12 protein-coding genes are annotated in these 16,119 nt (G+C 72.1%); 5 read left to right on the top strand and 7 right to left on the bottom strand.

The window, feature by feature from the left end; genetic code table 11:
- Positions 1-16: 16 nt before the first annotated feature.
- Together E0D90_RS04575 and pdhA are read right to left on the bottom strand one after the other, a co-directional pair.
- Positions 17-1,000, bottom strand: coding sequence for an alpha-ketoacid dehydrogenase subunit beta (locus tag E0D90_RS04575; protein ID WP_103528592.1), 984 nt, complete (start codon positions 998-1,000; stop codon positions 17-19).
- 1 nt (position 1,001) lies between these two features.
- On the bottom strand, positions 1,002-2,246 hold the full coding sequence (gene pdhA, locus E0D90_RS04570) for a pyruvate dehydrogenase (acetyl-transferring) E1 component subunit alpha (RefSeq protein WP_130796687.1): 1,245 nt from the start codon (positions 2,244-2,246) through the stop codon (positions 1,002-1,004).
- A 340-nt stretch (positions 2,247-2,586) separates the two neighbouring features.
- Here pdhA and E0D90_RS04565 point away from each other — a divergent pair, with 340 nt between their 5' ends.
- Together E0D90_RS04565 and E0D90_RS04560 are read left to right on the top strand one after the other, a co-directional pair.
- Positions 2,587-3,255, top strand: a complete 669-nt coding sequence (locus E0D90_RS04565; protein ID WP_103500353.1) for a response regulator — start codon at positions 2,587-2,589, stop codon at positions 3,253-3,255.
- Positions 3,256-3,452: 197 nt separating this feature from the next.
- Positions 3,453-4,013, top strand: a complete 561-nt coding sequence (locus E0D90_RS04560) for a hypothetical protein (protein WP_130796686.1) — start codon at positions 3,453-3,455, stop codon at positions 4,011-4,013.
- Here E0D90_RS04560 and E0D90_RS04555 read toward each other — a convergent pair.
- Positions 4,003-5,301: a phosphotransferase gene (locus E0D90_RS04555; protein ID WP_227869985.1), complete on the bottom strand. Its 1,299-nt coding sequence runs from the start codon at positions 5,299-5,301 to the stop codon at positions 4,003-4,005. The two genes, E0D90_RS04560 and E0D90_RS04555, sit on opposite strands and share 11 nt — an antisense overlap.
- 388 nt (positions 5,302-5,689) lie before the next feature.
- On the bottom strand, positions 5,690-7,672 hold the full coding sequence (locus E0D90_RS04550; RefSeq protein ID WP_103501892.1) for a protein kinase domain-containing protein: 1,983 nt from the start codon (positions 7,670-7,672) through the stop codon (positions 5,690-5,692).
- A 206-nt stretch (positions 7,673-7,878) separates the two neighbouring features.
- Here E0D90_RS04550 and E0D90_RS04545 point away from each other — a divergent pair, with 206 nt between their 5' ends.
- Positions 7,879-9,576, top strand: coding sequence for a protein kinase domain-containing protein (locus E0D90_RS04545; protein WP_130796684.1), 1,698 nt, complete (start codon positions 7,879-7,881; stop codon positions 9,574-9,576).
- A gap of 208 nt (positions 9,577-9,784) precedes the next feature.
- Here the strand turns inward: E0D90_RS04545 and E0D90_RS04540 are convergent, their stop codons facing one another.
- The 3 genes from E0D90_RS04540 to E0D90_RS04530 all read right to left on the bottom strand — a co-directional run bounded on the left by E0D90_RS04540 (position 9,785) and on the right by E0D90_RS04530 (position 14,336).
- Entirely contained in the window at positions 9,785-10,609 is an 825-nt protein-coding gene (locus tag E0D90_RS04540) for a maleylpyruvate isomerase family mycothiol-dependent enzyme (RefSeq protein ID WP_130796683.1), read from the bottom strand.
- A gap of 345 nt (positions 10,610-10,954) precedes the next feature.
- Complete coding sequence (locus E0D90_RS04535; protein WP_130796682.1) at positions 10,955-12,259, bottom strand: M18 family aminopeptidase; 1,305 nt, start codon at positions 12,257-12,259, stop codon at positions 10,955-10,957.
- 250 nt (positions 12,260-12,509) lie between these two features.
- Positions 12,510-14,336, bottom strand: coding sequence for an acyl-CoA dehydrogenase (locus E0D90_RS04530; RefSeq protein WP_130796681.1), 1,827 nt, complete (start codon positions 14,334-14,336; stop codon positions 12,510-12,512).
- 138 nt (positions 14,337-14,474) lie between these two features.
- On the opposite strand from E0D90_RS04530, the gene E0D90_RS04525 reads away from it, so the two are divergent.
- On the top strand, positions 14,475-15,068 hold the full coding sequence (locus tag E0D90_RS04525; protein ID WP_130796680.1) for an SseB family protein: 594 nt from the start codon (positions 14,475-14,477) through the stop codon (positions 15,066-15,068).
- Positions 15,069-15,374: 306 nt separating this feature from the next.
- Positions 15,375-16,064: a hypothetical protein gene (locus E0D90_RS04520; protein ID WP_130796679.1), complete on the top strand. Its 690-nt coding sequence runs from the start codon at positions 15,375-15,377 to the stop codon at positions 16,062-16,064.
- Positions 16,065-16,119 lie beyond the last annotated feature (55 nt).

Below are 16,119 nucleotides of genomic sequence, written 5' to 3'. Positions count from 1 at the left end.
ACTCTCCTCGGCCTTCTCAGTACGCCAGGGCGCGGTCGACGCCGTCCAGCACCCGGTCCAGGCCGGGGAGGTACTCCTCCTCGACCCGGGCCGGCGGGTACGGGGCGTGGAAGCCTCCGACGCGCAGCACCGGGGCTTCCAGGTGGTAGAAGCAGCGTTCGGTGATCCGGGCGGCGACCTCGGCGCCGGAGCCGAAGAAGACGGGCGCCTCGTGCACCACGACCAGCCGGCCGGTCTTCTCCACCGAGCGCTGGATGGTGTCGAAGTCGATCGGGGAGATCGTCCGCAGGTCGAGGACCTCGATGGAGCGCCCCTCCTCCGCCGACGCCTCGGCGGCCTGGAGCGCGGTGCGCACGGTCGGGCCGTAGGCGGCGATGGTGAGGTCGGTGCCCTCGCGGATGACCCGGGCCTGGTGCAGCGGGCCGGGTACGCCGCGGCTGATCTCCTCGCCCTTGCCCCAGTAGCGGGACTTGGGCTCGAAGAAGATGACGGGGTCGTCGCACTCGATGGCCTGCTGGAGCATCCAGTAGGCGTCGGAGGAGTTGGCCGGGGAGACGCACTTGAGTCCCGCGACGTGCGCGAACAGCGCCTCGGGCGACTCGCTGTGGTGCTCGACCGCACCGATGCCGCCGGCGTAGGGGATGCGGATGACGACGGGCAGCTTGATCTTGCCCAGTGCCCGCGCGTGCATCTTCGCCAGCTGGGTGACGATCTGGTCGTAGGCGGGGAAGACGAAACCGTCGAACTGGATCTCCACCACCGGCCGGTAGCCGCGCAGCGCCAGGCCGATCGCGGTGCCGACGATGCCGGACTCGGCGAGCGGGGTGTCGATGACCCGGTCCTCGCCGAAGTCCTTCTGCAGGCCGTCGGTCACACGGAAGACGCCGCCGAGCTTGCCGACGTCCTCGCCCATGATGAGGACCTTGGGGTCGTTCTCCATCGCGGTGCGCAGCGAGCTGTTGATCGCCTTGGCGATGGGGAGCTTCTCACCGGGTGCCATGTCAGTTGCCCTCCTCGTCGGTGTCCGCGAAGGAGGCGGCGTACGCGGCGTACTGGGCGCGCTCCTCGTCGACGAGCGCGTGGCCGTCGGCGTAGATGTTGTCGAACATCGACATCGCGGGCGGGTCGGGCATGGTCCGGATGGCTTCGCGCACCCGCTTGGCCATGGTGTCGCTCTCCTCGTCGATCGAGGCGAGGAACGCCTCGTCGGCGAGCTGCTCGTTCTCCAGGTAGGCGCGGAGCCGCAGGATCGGGTCCTTCGCCTCCCACGCGGCGCGCTCGTCGTCGGAGCGGTAGCGGGTGGGGTCGTCGGAGGTGGTGTGGGCGCCCATGCGGTAGGTGAACGCCTCGATGAGCATCGGGCCCTGGCCGGTGCGGGCGCGCTCGACGGCCGCGCGGGTCACGGCGAGGACGGCGAGGACGTCGTTGCCGTCGACGCGGATGCCGGGGAAGCCGTAGCCGGCGGCCCGCTGGTAGAGCGGCACGCGGGTCTGGCGCTCGGTGGGCTCGGAGATCGCCCACTGGTTGTTCTGGCAGAAGAAGACGACCGGGGCGTTGTACACGGCGGAGAAGGTGAACGCCTCGGCGACGTCGCCCTGGCTGGTCGCGCCGTCGCCGAAGTAGGCGAGGACCGCGGTGTCGGCGCCGTCCTTGGCTACGCCCATGGCGTAGCCGGTGGCGTGCAGCGCCTGCGAGCCGATGACGATGGTGTAGAGGTGGAAGTTGTTGCTGTTGGGGTCCCAGCCGCCGTTGTTCACGCCGCGGAACATGCCCAGGAGCTGCGCCGGGTCGACGCCGCGGCACCAGGCGACGCCGTGCTCGCGGTAGGTCGGGAAGACGTAGTCGTCGGGCCGCAGCGCGCGGCCGGAGCCGATCTGGGCGGCCTCCTGGCCGAGGAGCGACGGCCACAGGCCCAGCTCGCCCTGTCGCTGCAGGGCGGTGGCCTCGGCGTCGAAGCGGCGGGTCAGCACCATGTCGCGGTACAGGCCACGCAGTTCGTCGGCGTCGATGTCGATGGTGTAGTCCGGGTGCTCGACCCGCACCCCCTCGGGGGTCAGCAGTTGCACCATCTCCGGCTCCGGACGACCGGCGGGCGCCTTGGCGGCGGCCTTCTTGGCGGCGGCCTTGGCGCCCGTCGCCTTCTTGGCGGGCGCCTTCTTCGCGGCTGCCTTCTTGGTCGTCTTGGTGGCGGTGCGTTTCACGCCGCTGCGTGGCGTCTTCGCGCGCGCAGTGCTCTCCACGGTCACGTGTGCTCCTCCGTCGGTCCGGCCCCCGGGGTCTTCCGGGTGGGCCAGTGCGGCTCGCCCGGTCCGTACGGCGCACGGGGTGGGTGCGCGGCGGACGTACCGAGCGTGACTGTCGTGTCGCGTTCGATGGCCCGCTAAACAGCACGGTACCCATTGCGCCAGCGTCCAGCGAAGCGTCCCTGACCTGCGAAAATACCTGGATGCCCAAGTAATTCGGGGAGGCGCGGGAACGGCGCTGGTCACAGCCTTGCAAGCCGTCGAAGGACACGCGCACCGTAACCCGGCCGACCGGGTTACGGGAAGAGCGGCGGCGCTGTGCTCCCTGTGTGACACTGGCCGTGTGCCGAAAGACGGAAAAATCACGGTATTCCTCGTGGACGATCACGAGGTGGTCCGACGCGGCGTGCACGAGATGCTGTCCCTGGAGGAGGACATCGAGGTGGTCGGGGAGGCCGGAACGGCGGCCGACGCCCTGGTCCGCATCCCCGCCGCCCGTCCCGATGTCGCCGTCCTCGACGTGCGGCTGCCGGACGGCAGCGGAGTCGAGGTCTGCCGGGAGGTGCGCTCCCGCGACGAGAACATCGCCTGCCTGATGCTGACCTCCTACGCCGACGACGAGGCGCTGTTCGACGCCATCATGGCGGGCGCCTCCGGGTACGTCCTCAAGGCGATCCGGGGCACCGAACTCCTCTCCGCCGTCCGTGACGTGGCGGCCGGGAAGTCCCTCCTCGACCCGGTCGCCACCCAGCGCGTCCTGGAGCGGCTGCGCGACGGCGACGGCAAGCAGGACGACCGGCTGTCCCATCTGACGGACCAGGAGCGCCGCATCCTGGACCTCATCGGCGAGGGGCTGACCAACCGCGCCATCGGTGAGCGGCTGCACCTGGCGGAGAAGACCATCAAGAACTACGTCTCCAGCCTGCTGGCCAAGCTGGGCATGGCCCGGCGCTCCCAGGCCGCCGCCTACGTCGCCCGCATCCAGGCGGAACGCCCGCGCCCGGAGCAGTGACCGGCGGCACGCGGAGGCGGCAGGGCGGGCGGCAAGGGAGACGGAACGGGGCGACGCGGAGGCGCGCGCGCCGGGCGCGCGTGATGTCCGTTGTGTAACCCCGTGCACCAAGCGCCTGGTTAATCCGGGACCATCGTCCACCGATCAGGGACTTTCCCTGCCCCAACGGGCGCCCGGAGGTCGGCAGGGTGAGAGGCATGTCCGCGCACCGCCCCTCCGACCAGCTCGCCGAGGCGCTGCGGCTGCTGCCGCACGCCTCGCACGGCCGTGCCGCGGTGACCCGGCGTGCCCTGCCCTTCGTTCTGCTGGCCCAGCACCTGGTGACCCGCGGCAGCGTGCTGCTGCGCATCCCGGCCGGGCAGATCGAGTCCCGGGTGCTGGACGGCACGGTGCTCGCCTACCACGCGCACCCGGCCGCCGACTGGACCGAACAGGCCCTCGGCGTCCAGCTGGTGGGCACGGTGACCACGGTGCGTCCCACCGACGCCGAACGCGCGGCGTTCGACCGTTCGGGAGAACGGCCGGCCCGCGTGCCCGACGCCACGGGCGCGACACCCCCCGCGGCGGAGCCGGGCGGGACGGCGAGCGGGGCCGGTACCGCGGCCGTCGAGGACCCGCCCGGCACGCTCTACGCCCGGCTGGAGCCGATGCTGGCCACCGTCCGGCACCCGGCGGACGCGGACGCGGACACCGCCACGGACGCGGAGACCGCCGGCGACGCCGGCGACGCCGACGAGGCGGCGCGCCTCAGTCGCTGAACGCGTCCCGAACGGCCACCGCGTGCCGCGTCCACCAGACCACCAGCGCCGACGACGCGGCGAACTGCGGGTCGGCACGGTGGTCACGCAGCTCGTAGTGCCAGCGCAGCATCCAGAAGTCGTTGAGCCGCTCCCACCACACCCGCCGCGTGGCCGCGTCGAGTTCGTCGGCGCCGGCGCCGGTGCTCTGCCGGTAGGCGCGGGCGTAGGCGCGGACCTTGGGGAGGTCGAGGCCGCCGTCCGCCCGCAGGAAGAAGATCACCGCGGCGCGTACCGCCTCCTCGGCGCGCGGCCGCACACCGAGGCGGTCCCAGTCGATGATGGCCAGCGGCTCCACCGGGCTCGCGCTGCGGTAGATGAGGTTGAGGGGGTGGAAGTCGCCGTGCACCCAGCCCGAGGCGGGGATCCGGGCACGGTCCGGACGCCGGTGTCCGTGGTCGTACAGCATCCGGCGGCGCTCCCGCAGCCGGTGTTCGGCCAGCTCGTCGAAGCAGCTGCGGCGGGAGGTGCGTCGGATGCGGGCCAGCAGCTGGTCGATCAGGCACAGCGTGTCCTCGGTGCGGGCCGTCTCGGTTGCGGCGACGGGCGAGGAGGGCAGGAGGCGCTGCCCGGCTGCGCCCGCGCGGCAGGAGGAGGGAGCCGGCCCGTGTGGTGCGCGCGGCGCCGGCACGGGTCCGTCCGCGGGCCGGCGCGCACGCCCGCGGTCGGCGGGCCAGGCGGCGCTCGCTGTGCCGAGCGCCGTCCCGAGCGCGGTCCCGGGCGCGGCCCCGGCTGTGCTCGCGGAACCGGCGGCGCCGGTGCGGGCGGGCGCGAAGGCGCCGGCGGAGATGGTTCCGGGCAACGCGTCCACGTCCCGGTCCGCCCCTATGACGTGCTCCAGCTGCGCGTGCACCCGTCCCAGCAGGTCTCCCAGCCGGTGGGACTGGGGGACGGACAGTTCGCCGCCGTCCCGGTGGTGGCCGTCGACCCACGGGTGGAGGGCGTAGCTGCGGCCGTCCAGCGAGGCGACGGTCCGCCCGGCGCGGTCGGCGAGCGGCGCGACGACCGGGAGGCCGCGGGCGGCGAGGGCCTCGGTGGCGCGGTGGCGGGCCGCCAGCGGCAGCACGGTCTGCGGGTCACCGTCAAGGTGGTGCTTGAGGAAGTACGACCCCCTGGTCGTCGAGAGCCGGTATCCGCGGTTGAGCAGGCCGCGATCGAGCGGCTCGCACGACAGTGGCTCCCCTGCGCCGTAACGGCGCGTCAGGATGCTGAGAGTGCGGGCGGCGGGCGGGGCGTTGGTGGGCGACACGTGGCGCATCGTAGATCACCTTCCGCTACCTTCTGCGTTCACATGACTACGAGGCAGCCGGGATGATAATGAACGATTTCCGGTGGGTCGCCGGGTGAGCGCGGGTGGCCGCGCGGCCCGGCTGGCGTGCCCACCTCAGAACGGCACGGCACCCCGTGCCACCTGCTGCCTTCCGGGTCTCGCGGCGTTTCGCACAGCCCTCCGAAGGGTTGCCCCGAAGGGAGTTCGCAGGACGCGCGCACGCGCTTCCGCGTTTGCACGGATGTCCACCCGGGCCGGCCCGCCGGAGCCCGCTTCGCTACTTTCCGTAGCAGCGGACATGACAGAGGCCGGTGGCTACTTTCCGTAACCACCGGCCTGTGTCATGTCCGCTGCGCGGCGCCCGGCGTCAGCCGGTGGCTCCGGCGTTCGCACCGCCCGGGTCCGGGGACGTCGCGCCGCCCGGGTCGGTCGGGTCCGGTGCCGTCGGGTCGGGCGCCGTCGGGTCGGTCGGGTCCGTCGGGTCGGTCGGATCGGCCGGGTCAGGGTCGGACGGGTCCGGGTCGGTCGGCGGAGGCTCGGTGGTGGGGTCGGTCTCGCCGCCCGAGTCGTCACCGGGGTCGGTGCCGTCGTCGTCACCGGGGTCGGTGCCCTCCGAGGTGCCCTGACCGGGGCTGCCGCTGTTGGAGGAACCGTAGGACGGCGACGAGGAGTTGCCGCTGGTGGAGGAGGTCTCGTTCCAGTCCCGCTCCGTCGGCGTGTCGTCCGGCTCGTCCTCCGGCTCGTCCTCGGGCTCGTCCTCCGGCTCCGGGGGGTCCTGCGTCTCCGGGGCCGGGACGGGCGGGGGCTGGTTCTCACGCCCGCCGCCGTCGTCCGAGGCGTTGACCGCGATGAAGACGCCGATCACGACCGCGCAGACCGCGAGCAGCGCGATCAGCACGTAGCGCAGCCGGTTGGTGGTCGGATCGACCGGGGGCCTGCCGCCGGGCGGGGTGTCGTCGCCGCCGGGGTGGCCGAGCAGCAGCGGCGGACCGACCTGGGTGGGCGCGGGGCCGACCCCCGGCCGGCCCAGGGGCGGGGTGTCGGAGGTGGCGGCGCCGGTGTTCCACAGGCCGCCGGTGTGACTGCCGTGGGTCTCCAGCATCCGCAGGCCGTACTGGATGAGGGAGCGCATCTCCTCGGCCGTCTGGAACCGGTCGTCCGGGTCCTTGGCGAGGGAGCGCATCACCAGGCCGTCCAGCTCCGGCGGCGGCAGCTCGGAGACCTCCGAGGGCAGCCGCGGCAGGTCCTGGACGTGCTGGTACACCACCGACAGCGGTGACTCGCCGGTGAACGGCGGGCGCTGGGTGAGGAGTTCGTACAGCAGACAGCCGACGGCATAGAGGTCGGAGCGGGTGTCCACGGCCTTGCCGAGCGCCTGCTCGGGCGAGAGGTACTGCGGGGTGCCCATGACCATGCCGGTCTGGGTCATCGTGGACTGCACCCCGTGCAGCGCCCGGGCGATGCCGAAGTCCATCACCTTGACCGAGCCGGTGTCGGTGATGATGACGTTGGCGGGCTTGATGTCCCGGTGCACGATGCCGTGCTGGTGGCTGTAGGCCAGCGCCTCCAGCACCCCGGAGACGATGGTCAGCGCCCGCTCGACCGGCTGCGCGTCCTCGTTGATCAGCAGCTCGCGGATGGTGTGGCCGTTGACCAGCTCCATCACGATGTAGGGGACGGTCCCGACGACGCCGCCGGTGTCCTCCTCGCCGGAGTCGTAGACCGCCACCACCGCGTGGTGGTTGAGCCCGGCCACCGACTGCGCCTCGCGGGTGAAGCGCGCCTTGGCGACGGCGTCCTCGGCGAGGTCGGGCCGCAGCAGCTTGACGGCGACCAGCCGGCCGAGGCGGACGTCCTCGGCGGCGAACACGTCCGCCATGCCGCCGCGGCCGAGGCGGCGGGTCAGCCGGTAGCGGCCTTCGCCGACGAGACCGTTGCGGCCCCACTGCTTGGGGTCGTCGACCGGGTCGAGGCCGCCGCTGCCGGAGCCGGACGCGGTCGGCCGGGAGGGCGGTGCCTGCGGGGTGTGATGTGCGTCGCTCAGGGTGCCGTCGGGCTCGGGAGAGCCTCCGGCGGCGCGCTCCGGGGTGCCAGCGGGGCTCGCCGCACCGGGCCCGCGGTCCTCGCCGTCGTCGCCGGAGCGGCCCTTTCCGGTTGCGCCGGGGGCCTCCGCGCGGCCGTCGACCGGCCGTCCGGCGATCTCCGTGGGCCGGTCGTCAGGGTTGTCCGCACCGCCCGCGACCTCGGGGTTCCGCGCTGTGTCAGGTGTCCCCGACGTCTCGGGCCGGTCGCCGTGGGCCGCCTCGGGCTCGTCCCCGCCGTCGCCCGCAGCGCCATGCTCCTGTGCCATCGGTCCTCACCGTCGTCGCGTCTCGCTTCGCCATCAAACCGGTTGTGGGGTCGCGGTGCCAAGTCGAGGTCACGGGCCCGAGTCGAGTATGACGGTCCCGTCACAGGCCCCGAGCCAAGCGGTCACGGAACGGACAACGTGCTTGACGCCTACATACGCTGAGGCAGACTTGGCGCTGATGTATGCAGCCGAGGGGGAGCAGACTGATGAACGAGCACGCCGCGCAGCCAGCTGACTACTCTGGCAGAGCCGTGGGCGGGGGGCGTTATCAACTGCAGACCCTGCTGGGCACCGGCGGCATGGCCTCGGTCAACCTCGCCTACGACACCGTGCTGGACCGGCAGGTGGCCGTCAAGACGATGCACGGCGAACTCGGCCGCGACGACTCCTTCCGGGAGCGGTTCAAGCGCGAGGCGCAGTCTGTCGCGAAACTGACCCACGCCAACATCGTGTCGGTCTTCGACACCGGCGAGGACGTCATCGACGGCCTCCCCGTGCCGTACATCGTCATGGAGTACGTCGACGGCAAGCCGCTGCGGAACGTCCTGGACGAGGACATCCGCGAGTTCGGCGCGATGCCCGCCGACAAGGCGCTCGCGGTGATCGCGGACGTCTGCTCGGCGCTCGACATGTCCCACGAGATGGGCCTGGTCCACCGGGACATCAAGCCCGGCAACGTCATGATGACCAAGCGTGACGTGGTCAAGGTCATGGACTTCGGTATCGCCCGTGCGATGCAGTCCGGCGTCACCGCGATGACCCAGACGGGCATGGTCGTCGGCACCCCGCAGTACCTCTCCCCCGAGCAGGCCCTCGGCCGCGGCGTCGACGCCCGGTCCGACCTGTACTCGGTCGGCGTCATGCTGTTCGAGCTGCTCACCGGACGGCTGCCGTTCGACGCGGACTCGCCGCTGGCCATCGCCTACGCGCACGTCCAGGAGGAGCCGCCGGCGCCGTCGTCGATCAACGCCTCCGTGCCGCCCGCGCTGGACGCCCTGGTCGCGCGGATGCTGCGGAAGAACCCCAACGAGCGGTTCCCCAGCGCGCAGGCCCTGCGCGAGGAGTGCCTGCGGGTCGCGAACCAGCTGACCAACTCCACCCCGCACATCACCTCCACCGGCCCGGTCGCCAGCGGCGCGGCGGTCGCCAACTCGGTCTTCCCGGAGTTCGGCAACCCGACCCCGCCGCCCGGACACTCCCCGTACGCCCCGACCGCGGGCGGCGCCTACGGCTACCCGCAGGCGGCGGCGCAGCACCCGGGGCCGCACACCCCGCCGCCCTACGTCGTGGGGCCGCCGCCGGCCAACAGCGGATCGGGCGGCGGCAACGGCGGCAAGACGCTGCTGATCTCGCTGGCCGCCGTGGTCGCCATCGCGATGATCATCGGTCTCGCCACGCTGGTGGTGATCAACAGTGACGACGGCTCGAACGAGGCCGGCGGCGGGACCGCCGGCACCGGCGCCGGCACCGAGCCCGGCACGGACGACCCGGACGCCGCGGGCGGGGACGACGACGATGACGGGCGCGACGACGACGATGACGACGACGAGCAGGACGAGGAGCGCGAGCCGCGCTTCAAGGAAGGCGACCCGGACAAGACCATCGAGACGGCGATCTGCACCGAGGCGCGCGACTGGTACGACCAGGACGAGCACCCGGGCTCCGTCACGATGCCGAAGCTCTACGACTTCCACGTCTCCTCGGTCAAGGAGTGCCTGCGGGCCGGGACCGAGGCTCACGAGGAGAGCGGCGCGTGGAACTACGAGAACGACATCATGAAGGACGAGGTGCTGAAGGGTAAGGGCATGGTCGTCGACCAGTCGCCCAAGCCCTACGAGCGGTTCGACCCGGTCAACGACAAGATCCAGCTGACCGTCTCCACCGGCAAGGAGCCCGGCAGCTGACCCGCCGCGGAGCACCGGCGGGGCGTCGCACCCGCTGATGACGGCGAAGGGCCGTCGGGCGAACCGAAGTTCGCCCGACGGCCCTTCGCCGTCGGTGTCCTCTTCGTCGTCGGTGTCCTCTTCGTCGGCGGGCCCACGCCGTCGGTGGGGCCTACGCCGTCGGCGGCTCCACCGCGGTCACCGCCGGTCCGCCGCCCTGCGGCGAACGTCAGGGCGTGATGGAGAAGTTGGCCAGAATGCGGTCGGTGACATCGGGCTCACCCTCGACCTTCAGCCGGTCCGCCGCCCGGCGGCGGCGCATCCGGCCGCACGCCATCCGTGCGTAGGTCTCCCAGTCGGTGGTGAAGGTCGCGATCGGCCCGAGCGACGGGCTGCTGGAGACGCTGCCCCACCCGACCTCGTCGACGCGGACGGTGCGCAGGAACTCCAGCGGGCCGCCGATGTCGAAGACCACGGCCGAACGCGGCGGCACCGCCGCCTTCTTGGCGATGACGTGGGGCAGCGCCTCGATCATGGTGTCGCGTGCGATCTCGGCGCCGGCGGAGTCCAGATTGCCGGGCTTGTCGAGCGCGCGGCGGATGTCCTGCTCGTGCACCCAGAGGTCGAACGCCCGCCGCCGCAGGAACTCTTCGAGGGTCATCTGCCCGAACACCGGGCTGTTCACGGTGTGGTCGGGGGAGCGCTTGTCGTTGCGCAGCTGGCGGCAGCGACGGATGATCGTGTACTCCAGCTCGCCGGTCATCTCCGGGCCGGTGTGGTGCCGGCGGACGTCGACCTGGACCTCCATGTAGCGGCTGGTCTCGTCGGTGACGTGGTAGAGGTCGCGGGGCAGGCTGTGGATCGGACGGGGGTCGCCCAGGGCTTCGGTCTCCAGGCCGATGACGTGGGAGACCACGTCACGGACCGACCAGCCGGGGCACTCCGTGCGACGGTTCCACTCGCCTTCGGCGAGGGGCGAGACCAGCTCCGATATCGCCTCGATGGACTGCGTCCAGGCGTCGATGGACGGCTGAAGGCTTGGTCGCTCGCTCACAGGACCCCTCGAAGCGGTGAGTGTGCCGGGTTGCGTGTGTGCTCATCCTAGGGCGCACAACGGCGTCAGTTCGAGCTGCGTCGCAAGTGTGCGCGGGAAGTTACCTGTCCTCGGCCACCCCGGGCAGCGCCGCGTGCGCTGCGGGAATCCCCGATTTCACGCGCCGGAGTGCCACCGCGGCGGGCCCCGGACGCTCCCGGCACACCGTCGTCCGCCGTCACACCTGCAACGTCCGCAACGCCTTTACGACAGGCCGCTGTTGGACGGGGGCGACGTCCGGCGCGGCGACGGCGAGGCGAGGCGGTGCGGGGCGTGACGCGGGGCGGCGCGACGCGGCCCGTCGGCTCAGCCGGCCAGGAAGCCGGTCAGGGCGTTGGCGAGGTGGTACGGGTCGTCCGCGCCGCACAGTTCACGGGCCGAGTGCATGGAGAGGATCGCGACGCCGATGTCGACGGTGGCGATGCCGTGCCGGGCGGCGGTGATCGGCCCGATGGTGGTGCCGCAGGGCATCGCGTTGTTGGAGACGAAGGTCTGCCACGGCACCGAGGCGCGCTCGCAGGCGGCGGCGAACACCGCGCGCCCGCTGCCGTCGGTGGCGTACCGCTGGTTGACGTTGACCTTGAGGATGGGGCCGCCGTTGACGTGCGGCAGGTGGTCGGGGTCGTGCCGCTCGGCGTAGTTGGGGTGCACCGCGTGGCCGGTGTCGGAGGAGAGGCAGACCGAGCCGGCGTAGGCCCGGGCGCGGTCCTCGTGACCGCCGCCGCGGGAGAGGACGGAGCGTTCCAGCACGTTGCCGAGCAGGGGTCCGTCGGCGCCGGTGTCGGACTGGCTGCCGTTCTCCTCGTGGTCGAAGGCGGCCAGCACCGGGATGTGGGGCAGCGTGAGTTCCCCGGCGTCGCTCCTGGCGGCGAGCGCGGCCAGCGCCTCGGTCGCGGCGTGCACCGACAGCAGGTTGTCCATGCGCGGGCCGGCCAGCAGCTCGCGGTCCTTGCCCAGGTAGGCGGGCGGCTCGACGCTGTGGACCATGAGGTCCCAGCCGGTGACGTCGGCGGCGGAGACCCCGGCCTCGTCGGCGAGGAACGCGATCAGCTCGCCCTCGGTGGGGTTGCCCGTGCCCCAGATCGGCTTCATGTGCTGCTGCCGGTCCAGCTTCAGGCCGTCGTTGGCCTGGCGGTCGAGGTGGATCGCCAGCTGCGGGACGCGCAGCAGCGGCCGGTCGACGTTGACCAGGGTGTGGCCGCCGTCGCGCAGCGAGAGCCGCCCGGCGAGGCCGAGGTCGCGGTCGAGCCAGGTGTTGAGCAGGGTGCCGCCGTAGACCTCGACGGCGATCTGCTTCCAGCCGTGCCGCCCGGTGTCCGGGACCGGCTTGACGCGGAGGTTGGGCGAGTCGGTGTGCGCGCCCGCGATCCGGAACGGTGTCGCGGGGCTCGCGCCCTCGGGCACGTACCAGGCGATGATCGCGCCGCCGCGGAGCACGAAACGGCCGCCGGAGCCGCCCTCCCATGCGTCGGTCTCCCGCGCTTCCCGGAACCCGGCCTTCACCAGCCGCTCGGCGGCTGCTGCGACCGCGTGGTAGGGCGACGGGGACGCGGAGAGGAAGCCGGCCAGGCCGTCGGTGTGGTCGCGGTCGAAGCGGGGAAGCACGGTCATGCCGCCCAGCATACGGACGGCGGCCCTTCCGGGGGCCGACGGGCCTGGGGGTTGTTCGCAGCGCGACCGGCCGTGCACACCGCGCGTTCGGCCCGCGCTGGCCCTCCGCGCCGTCCGCACGACGGGCCAGGGCGCGCCGTCCGCGCACGACGACGGGCCGGCCGACGCGGGGTGCGCCGGCCGGCCCGTCGGCCGGTCGTTCAGCGGTGCCCGTGGCGAGGCCGCGGGCGGGCGGGGCGAGGGCGCCGGATCAGAACGCGGCCTCGTCCAGCTCCATCAGGGACAGGTCGGTCTTGGCGGCGACACCGCGCGCGACGGCGACGTTCGGCAGGACCTCGCGGGCGAAGTGCCGGGCCGCGGCGATCTTGCCGGCGTAGAACTGCTTGTCCTTGGCGGAGGCGGAGCCGAGCTTCTCGGTGGCGACCGCGGCGCCGCGCAGCAGCAGGTAGCCGACGACGACGTCACCGGAGGCCATCAGGAAGCGGGTGGTGTTGAGGCCGACCTTGTAGAGCGACTTGACGTCGGTCTCGGTGGCGGCGAGGTCGGTGAGCAGGACGCCGACCAGGGCCTCCAGCTCGCCGGCCGCGGCGGCCAGCTCCTCCCGGGCGTCGGCGAGGGTGTCGCCGCCCGGCGCCTCGGCGAGGAACTTCTTGATCTCCTCCGACAGGCCGTTAAGCGCCGCGCCCTGGTTGCGGACGATCTTGCGGAAGAAGAAGTCCTGGCCCTGGATGGCCGTGGTGCCCTCGTAGAGGGTGTCGATCTTGGCGTCCCGGATGTACTGCTCCAGCGGGTACTCCTGGAGGTAGCCGGAGCCGCCGAAGGTCTGCAGGGACTGGGCCAGCTGCTCGTAGGAGCGCTCGGAGCCGTAGCCCTTGACGATCGGGAGCAGCAGGTCGTTCTTGGCCTCGGCGGCGGAGGAGTCCTCACCCGCGGCCTTCTTGAGGATGACCTCGTCCTGGACGGTCGCGGTGTAGAGCACCAGCGCCCGCATGCCCTCCGCGTACGCCTTCTGCGTCATCAGCGAGCGGCGCACGTCGGGGTGGTGGGTGACGGTGACGCGCGGCGCGGCCTTGTTGGCGAACTCGGTGAGGTCCGGGCCCTGCACGCGCTCCTTGGCGTACTCCAGGGCGTTGAGGTAGCCGGAGGAGAGGGTGGCGATGGCCTTCGTGCCGACCATCATCCGCGCGAACTCGATGATCTTGAACATCTGGCGGATGCCGTCGTGCTTCTCGCCGAGCAGCCAGCCCTTGGCCGGGCCGTTGGCGCCGAAGGTCAGCTCACAGGTGTTGGAGACCTTCAGGCCCATCTTGTGCTCGACGTTGGTGGCGTAGACGCCGTTGCGCTCGCCCAGCTCGCCGGTCTCCCAGTCGAAGTCGTACTTCGGCACGACGAAGAGGGAGAGGCCCTTGGTGCCCGGGCCGTGGCCCTCGGGGCGGGCGAGGACGAAGTGGACGATGTTCTCCGACATGTCGTGCTCGCCGGAGGTGATGAACCGCTTGACGCCGTCGATGTGCCAGCTGCCGTCGTCCTGCTGGACGGCCTTGGTGCGGCCGGCGCCGACATCGGAGCCGGCGTCCGGCTCGGTGAGGACCATGGTGGAGCCCCACTGCTTGTCGATCATCAGCTGCGCGACCTTGTGCTGCGCCTCGGTGCCCTCGTCCTGGATGACGGAGGCGAACGCCGGGCCGGAGGCGTACATCCACACCGCCGGGTTGGCGCCGAGGATGGTCTCCGCGAAGCCCCACAGCAGCGAGCGCGGCGCCTCGGTGCCGCCCAGCTCCTCGGAGATGCCCAGGCGCCACCACTCGGCGTCCATGTACGCCTGGTAGCTCTTGCGGAAGGAGGCCGGGACCGGGGCGGTGTTGGTCTCGGGGTCGAACACCGGGGGGTTGCGGTCGCCGTCCTCGTAGGAGGCGGCCAGCTCGTTCTCCGACATGCGGGCGATCTCGGAGAGGACGTTCCGCGCGGTGTCGGCGTCCATGTCGGCGAAGGGACCGCTGCCGTAGACCTTGTCGCGGCCCAGCACCTCGAACAGGTTGAACTCGATGTCGCGGAGATTCGACTTGTAGTGGCCCATGAGACGACTCCGTAGTGATCGGGTGACTGCCGGGGCGGGCAGCGCGACGTGTACCGGTTGGTAACCACCATCATGCTACCCATCGGTAATAAGAAGCAAGAGATAGTCCGCCAAGTGTGAGTCAGTACGCTCTCCCCCATGTATGGCTACGACCAGAGCGCGTACGGCGGCCACCCGCAGGACCCGCACGCACCGCACGGGCAGCCGCCCTACGGCGCCCCGCAGCAGCCACCCGGCACCGGGTACGGCGAGCCGTCGCCGTACGCCCAGCCCGAGCAGTACCAACAGCACGGGCAGCACGGGCAGCACGGGGAACACCCCGGGCACGGGCAGCACCAGCAGCAGCACGCACAGCACCAGCCGGCCCCGGCCGCCCCGCTGACCCTCGTCGACGGACTGCGCGCCTACACCTCCGGCGCCCTGGCCACCGAGGAGTTCCAGGACATCTTCTGGAGCGCCAAGGTCTACTGCCCGCGCGGCGAGACCCCCGGCTTCCTCGCCGTACAGACCACCCAGGAACCCGTGATCCCCCTCTTCACCTCCCTGCGCGAGCTGCGGAAGTACGCGGGGAAGGAGTCCCGGTACTTCACCGTCACCGGCGGCGAGGTGCTGGACCTGCTCCCGCACGGCTACGGCTTCGCGCTGGACATGGAGGGCGAGCACCGGCTGGTACTGGACGCCAAGGCCGTCGACGAGATGACCGACTACGCGATGCGGCGCGTCTACGGCTGACGCTCACGGCGCGGCCCGTGGCGCGCGGGCCGGTGCTCGCGTCCCGCCCTCGGCGTGCCTTCCCGATCGAAACGGGTCACTCCGACGGCGACGGGGGCTACCGAACGGAGGCGACCGGGCGTCACCACAGGTCGGACCGGTGGCGAACCCCGCATCGTTTGTAGCGGTCGCGCAACGACGGCGTCACCGTTTGCTCCTGTTCACGATCCTCGGCATTCCCCGCCCCCGGCCGGGCACGAGCGTCCAGGAGGCCGACGGAGACGTCGGCCCCGCGCACATCCGCCACCCGACACGGGGAGAGACCGCATGACCCGCTCCACAGCATGGCTGAGGGCCGCCGCACCGGCCGCCGCACTGACACTGGCCCTCACCGCCTGCGGCTCCGGGGACGGCTCCGGCGACGACGGGGACGGCTCGGACGGCACCGGGGAGAGCACCGCCCAGCAGGAGAACGGCGGCGCGGCCGAGGGCGACGACGGTGACGATGACGGTGACGCGGGGGACGGCTCCGACGGCGGCTCCGACTCCGAGCCGGGCGTCATCAGCCTCGATGTCGGAGACAGCAGCGAAGCCGTGCGGTGGACCAACGGCGCCTCCGAGGCGATGCTCGTCGTCACCGCCACCGACGTGCACGTGGGCGAGCCCGAGGACATCGACCCCGAGCTGTTCACCAGCGACGTCGAGGAGATGCGGCCCGTCCACGTCCACCTGATGTTCGACCACGCCGACGGCGAGGACATCGCCATGCTGCAGCCCTCCGAGCGCACCACGCTGAAGCTGCTGCTCGCCGACGACGAGGGCTGGGGCGAGAACGTCCAGAGCTACATCGAACTCGGCATGCCCAACGGCTGCGACGACGCCACGGCGATCAACGCGGGCGAACTGCCCAGCGGCGAGTCGTTCTACGACTGCCGGACCTTCCTCATACCCGAGGAGACCGAGCCGGCGGAGGTCCACTGGCTGGCGGCGGACGAGACGCTGGTCTGGAGCCTGTGAGCGCCCGCCCGCGCTGAGGCGGGGGCGTGGGACGGCGGCGCGGGCGGGCGCTCAC

This window comes from Streptomyces otsuchiensis (genome assembly GCF_004305975.1).
Classification (GTDB): domain Bacteria; phylum Actinomycetota; class Actinomycetes; order Streptomycetales; family Streptomycetaceae; genus Streptomyces; species Streptomyces otsuchiensis.
The sequence above is the reverse complement of the archived record's forward strand: the minus strand, read 5'-3'. Positions and strand labels throughout refer to the sequence as shown.

Bases quoted from the DNA above. Each gene is read 5' to 3' on its own strand.
- E0D90_RS04535 (WP_130796682.1), bottom strand. From the start codon at position 12,259: ATGACCGTGCTTCCCCGCTTCGACCGCGACCACACCGACGGCCTGGCC.
- E0D90_RS04525 (WP_130796680.1), top strand. From the start codon at position 14,475: ATGTATGGCTACGACCAGAGCGCGTACGGCGGCCACCCGCAGGACCCG.
- E0D90_RS04520 (WP_130796679.1), top strand. From the start codon at position 15,375: ATGACCCGCTCCACAGCATGGCTGAGGGCCGCCGCACCGGCCGCCGCA.
- E0D90_RS04575 (WP_103528592.1), bottom strand. From the start codon at position 1,000: ATGGCACCCGGTGAGAAGCTCCCCATCGCCAAGGCGATCAACAGCTCG.
- E0D90_RS04545 (WP_130796684.1), top strand. From the start codon at position 7,879: ATGAACGAGCACGCCGCGCAGCCAGCTGACTACTCTGGCAGAGCCGTG.
- E0D90_RS04550 (WP_103501892.1), bottom strand. From the start codon at position 7,672: ATGGCACAGGAGCATGGCGCTGCGGGCGACGGCGGGGACGAGCCCGAG.
- E0D90_RS04530 (WP_130796681.1), bottom strand. From the start codon at position 14,336: ATGGGCCACTACAAGTCGAATCTCCGCGACATCGAGTTCAACCTGTTC.
- E0D90_RS04560 (WP_130796686.1), top strand. From the start codon at position 3,453: ATGTCCGCGCACCGCCCCTCCGACCAGCTCGCCGAGGCGCTGCGGCTG.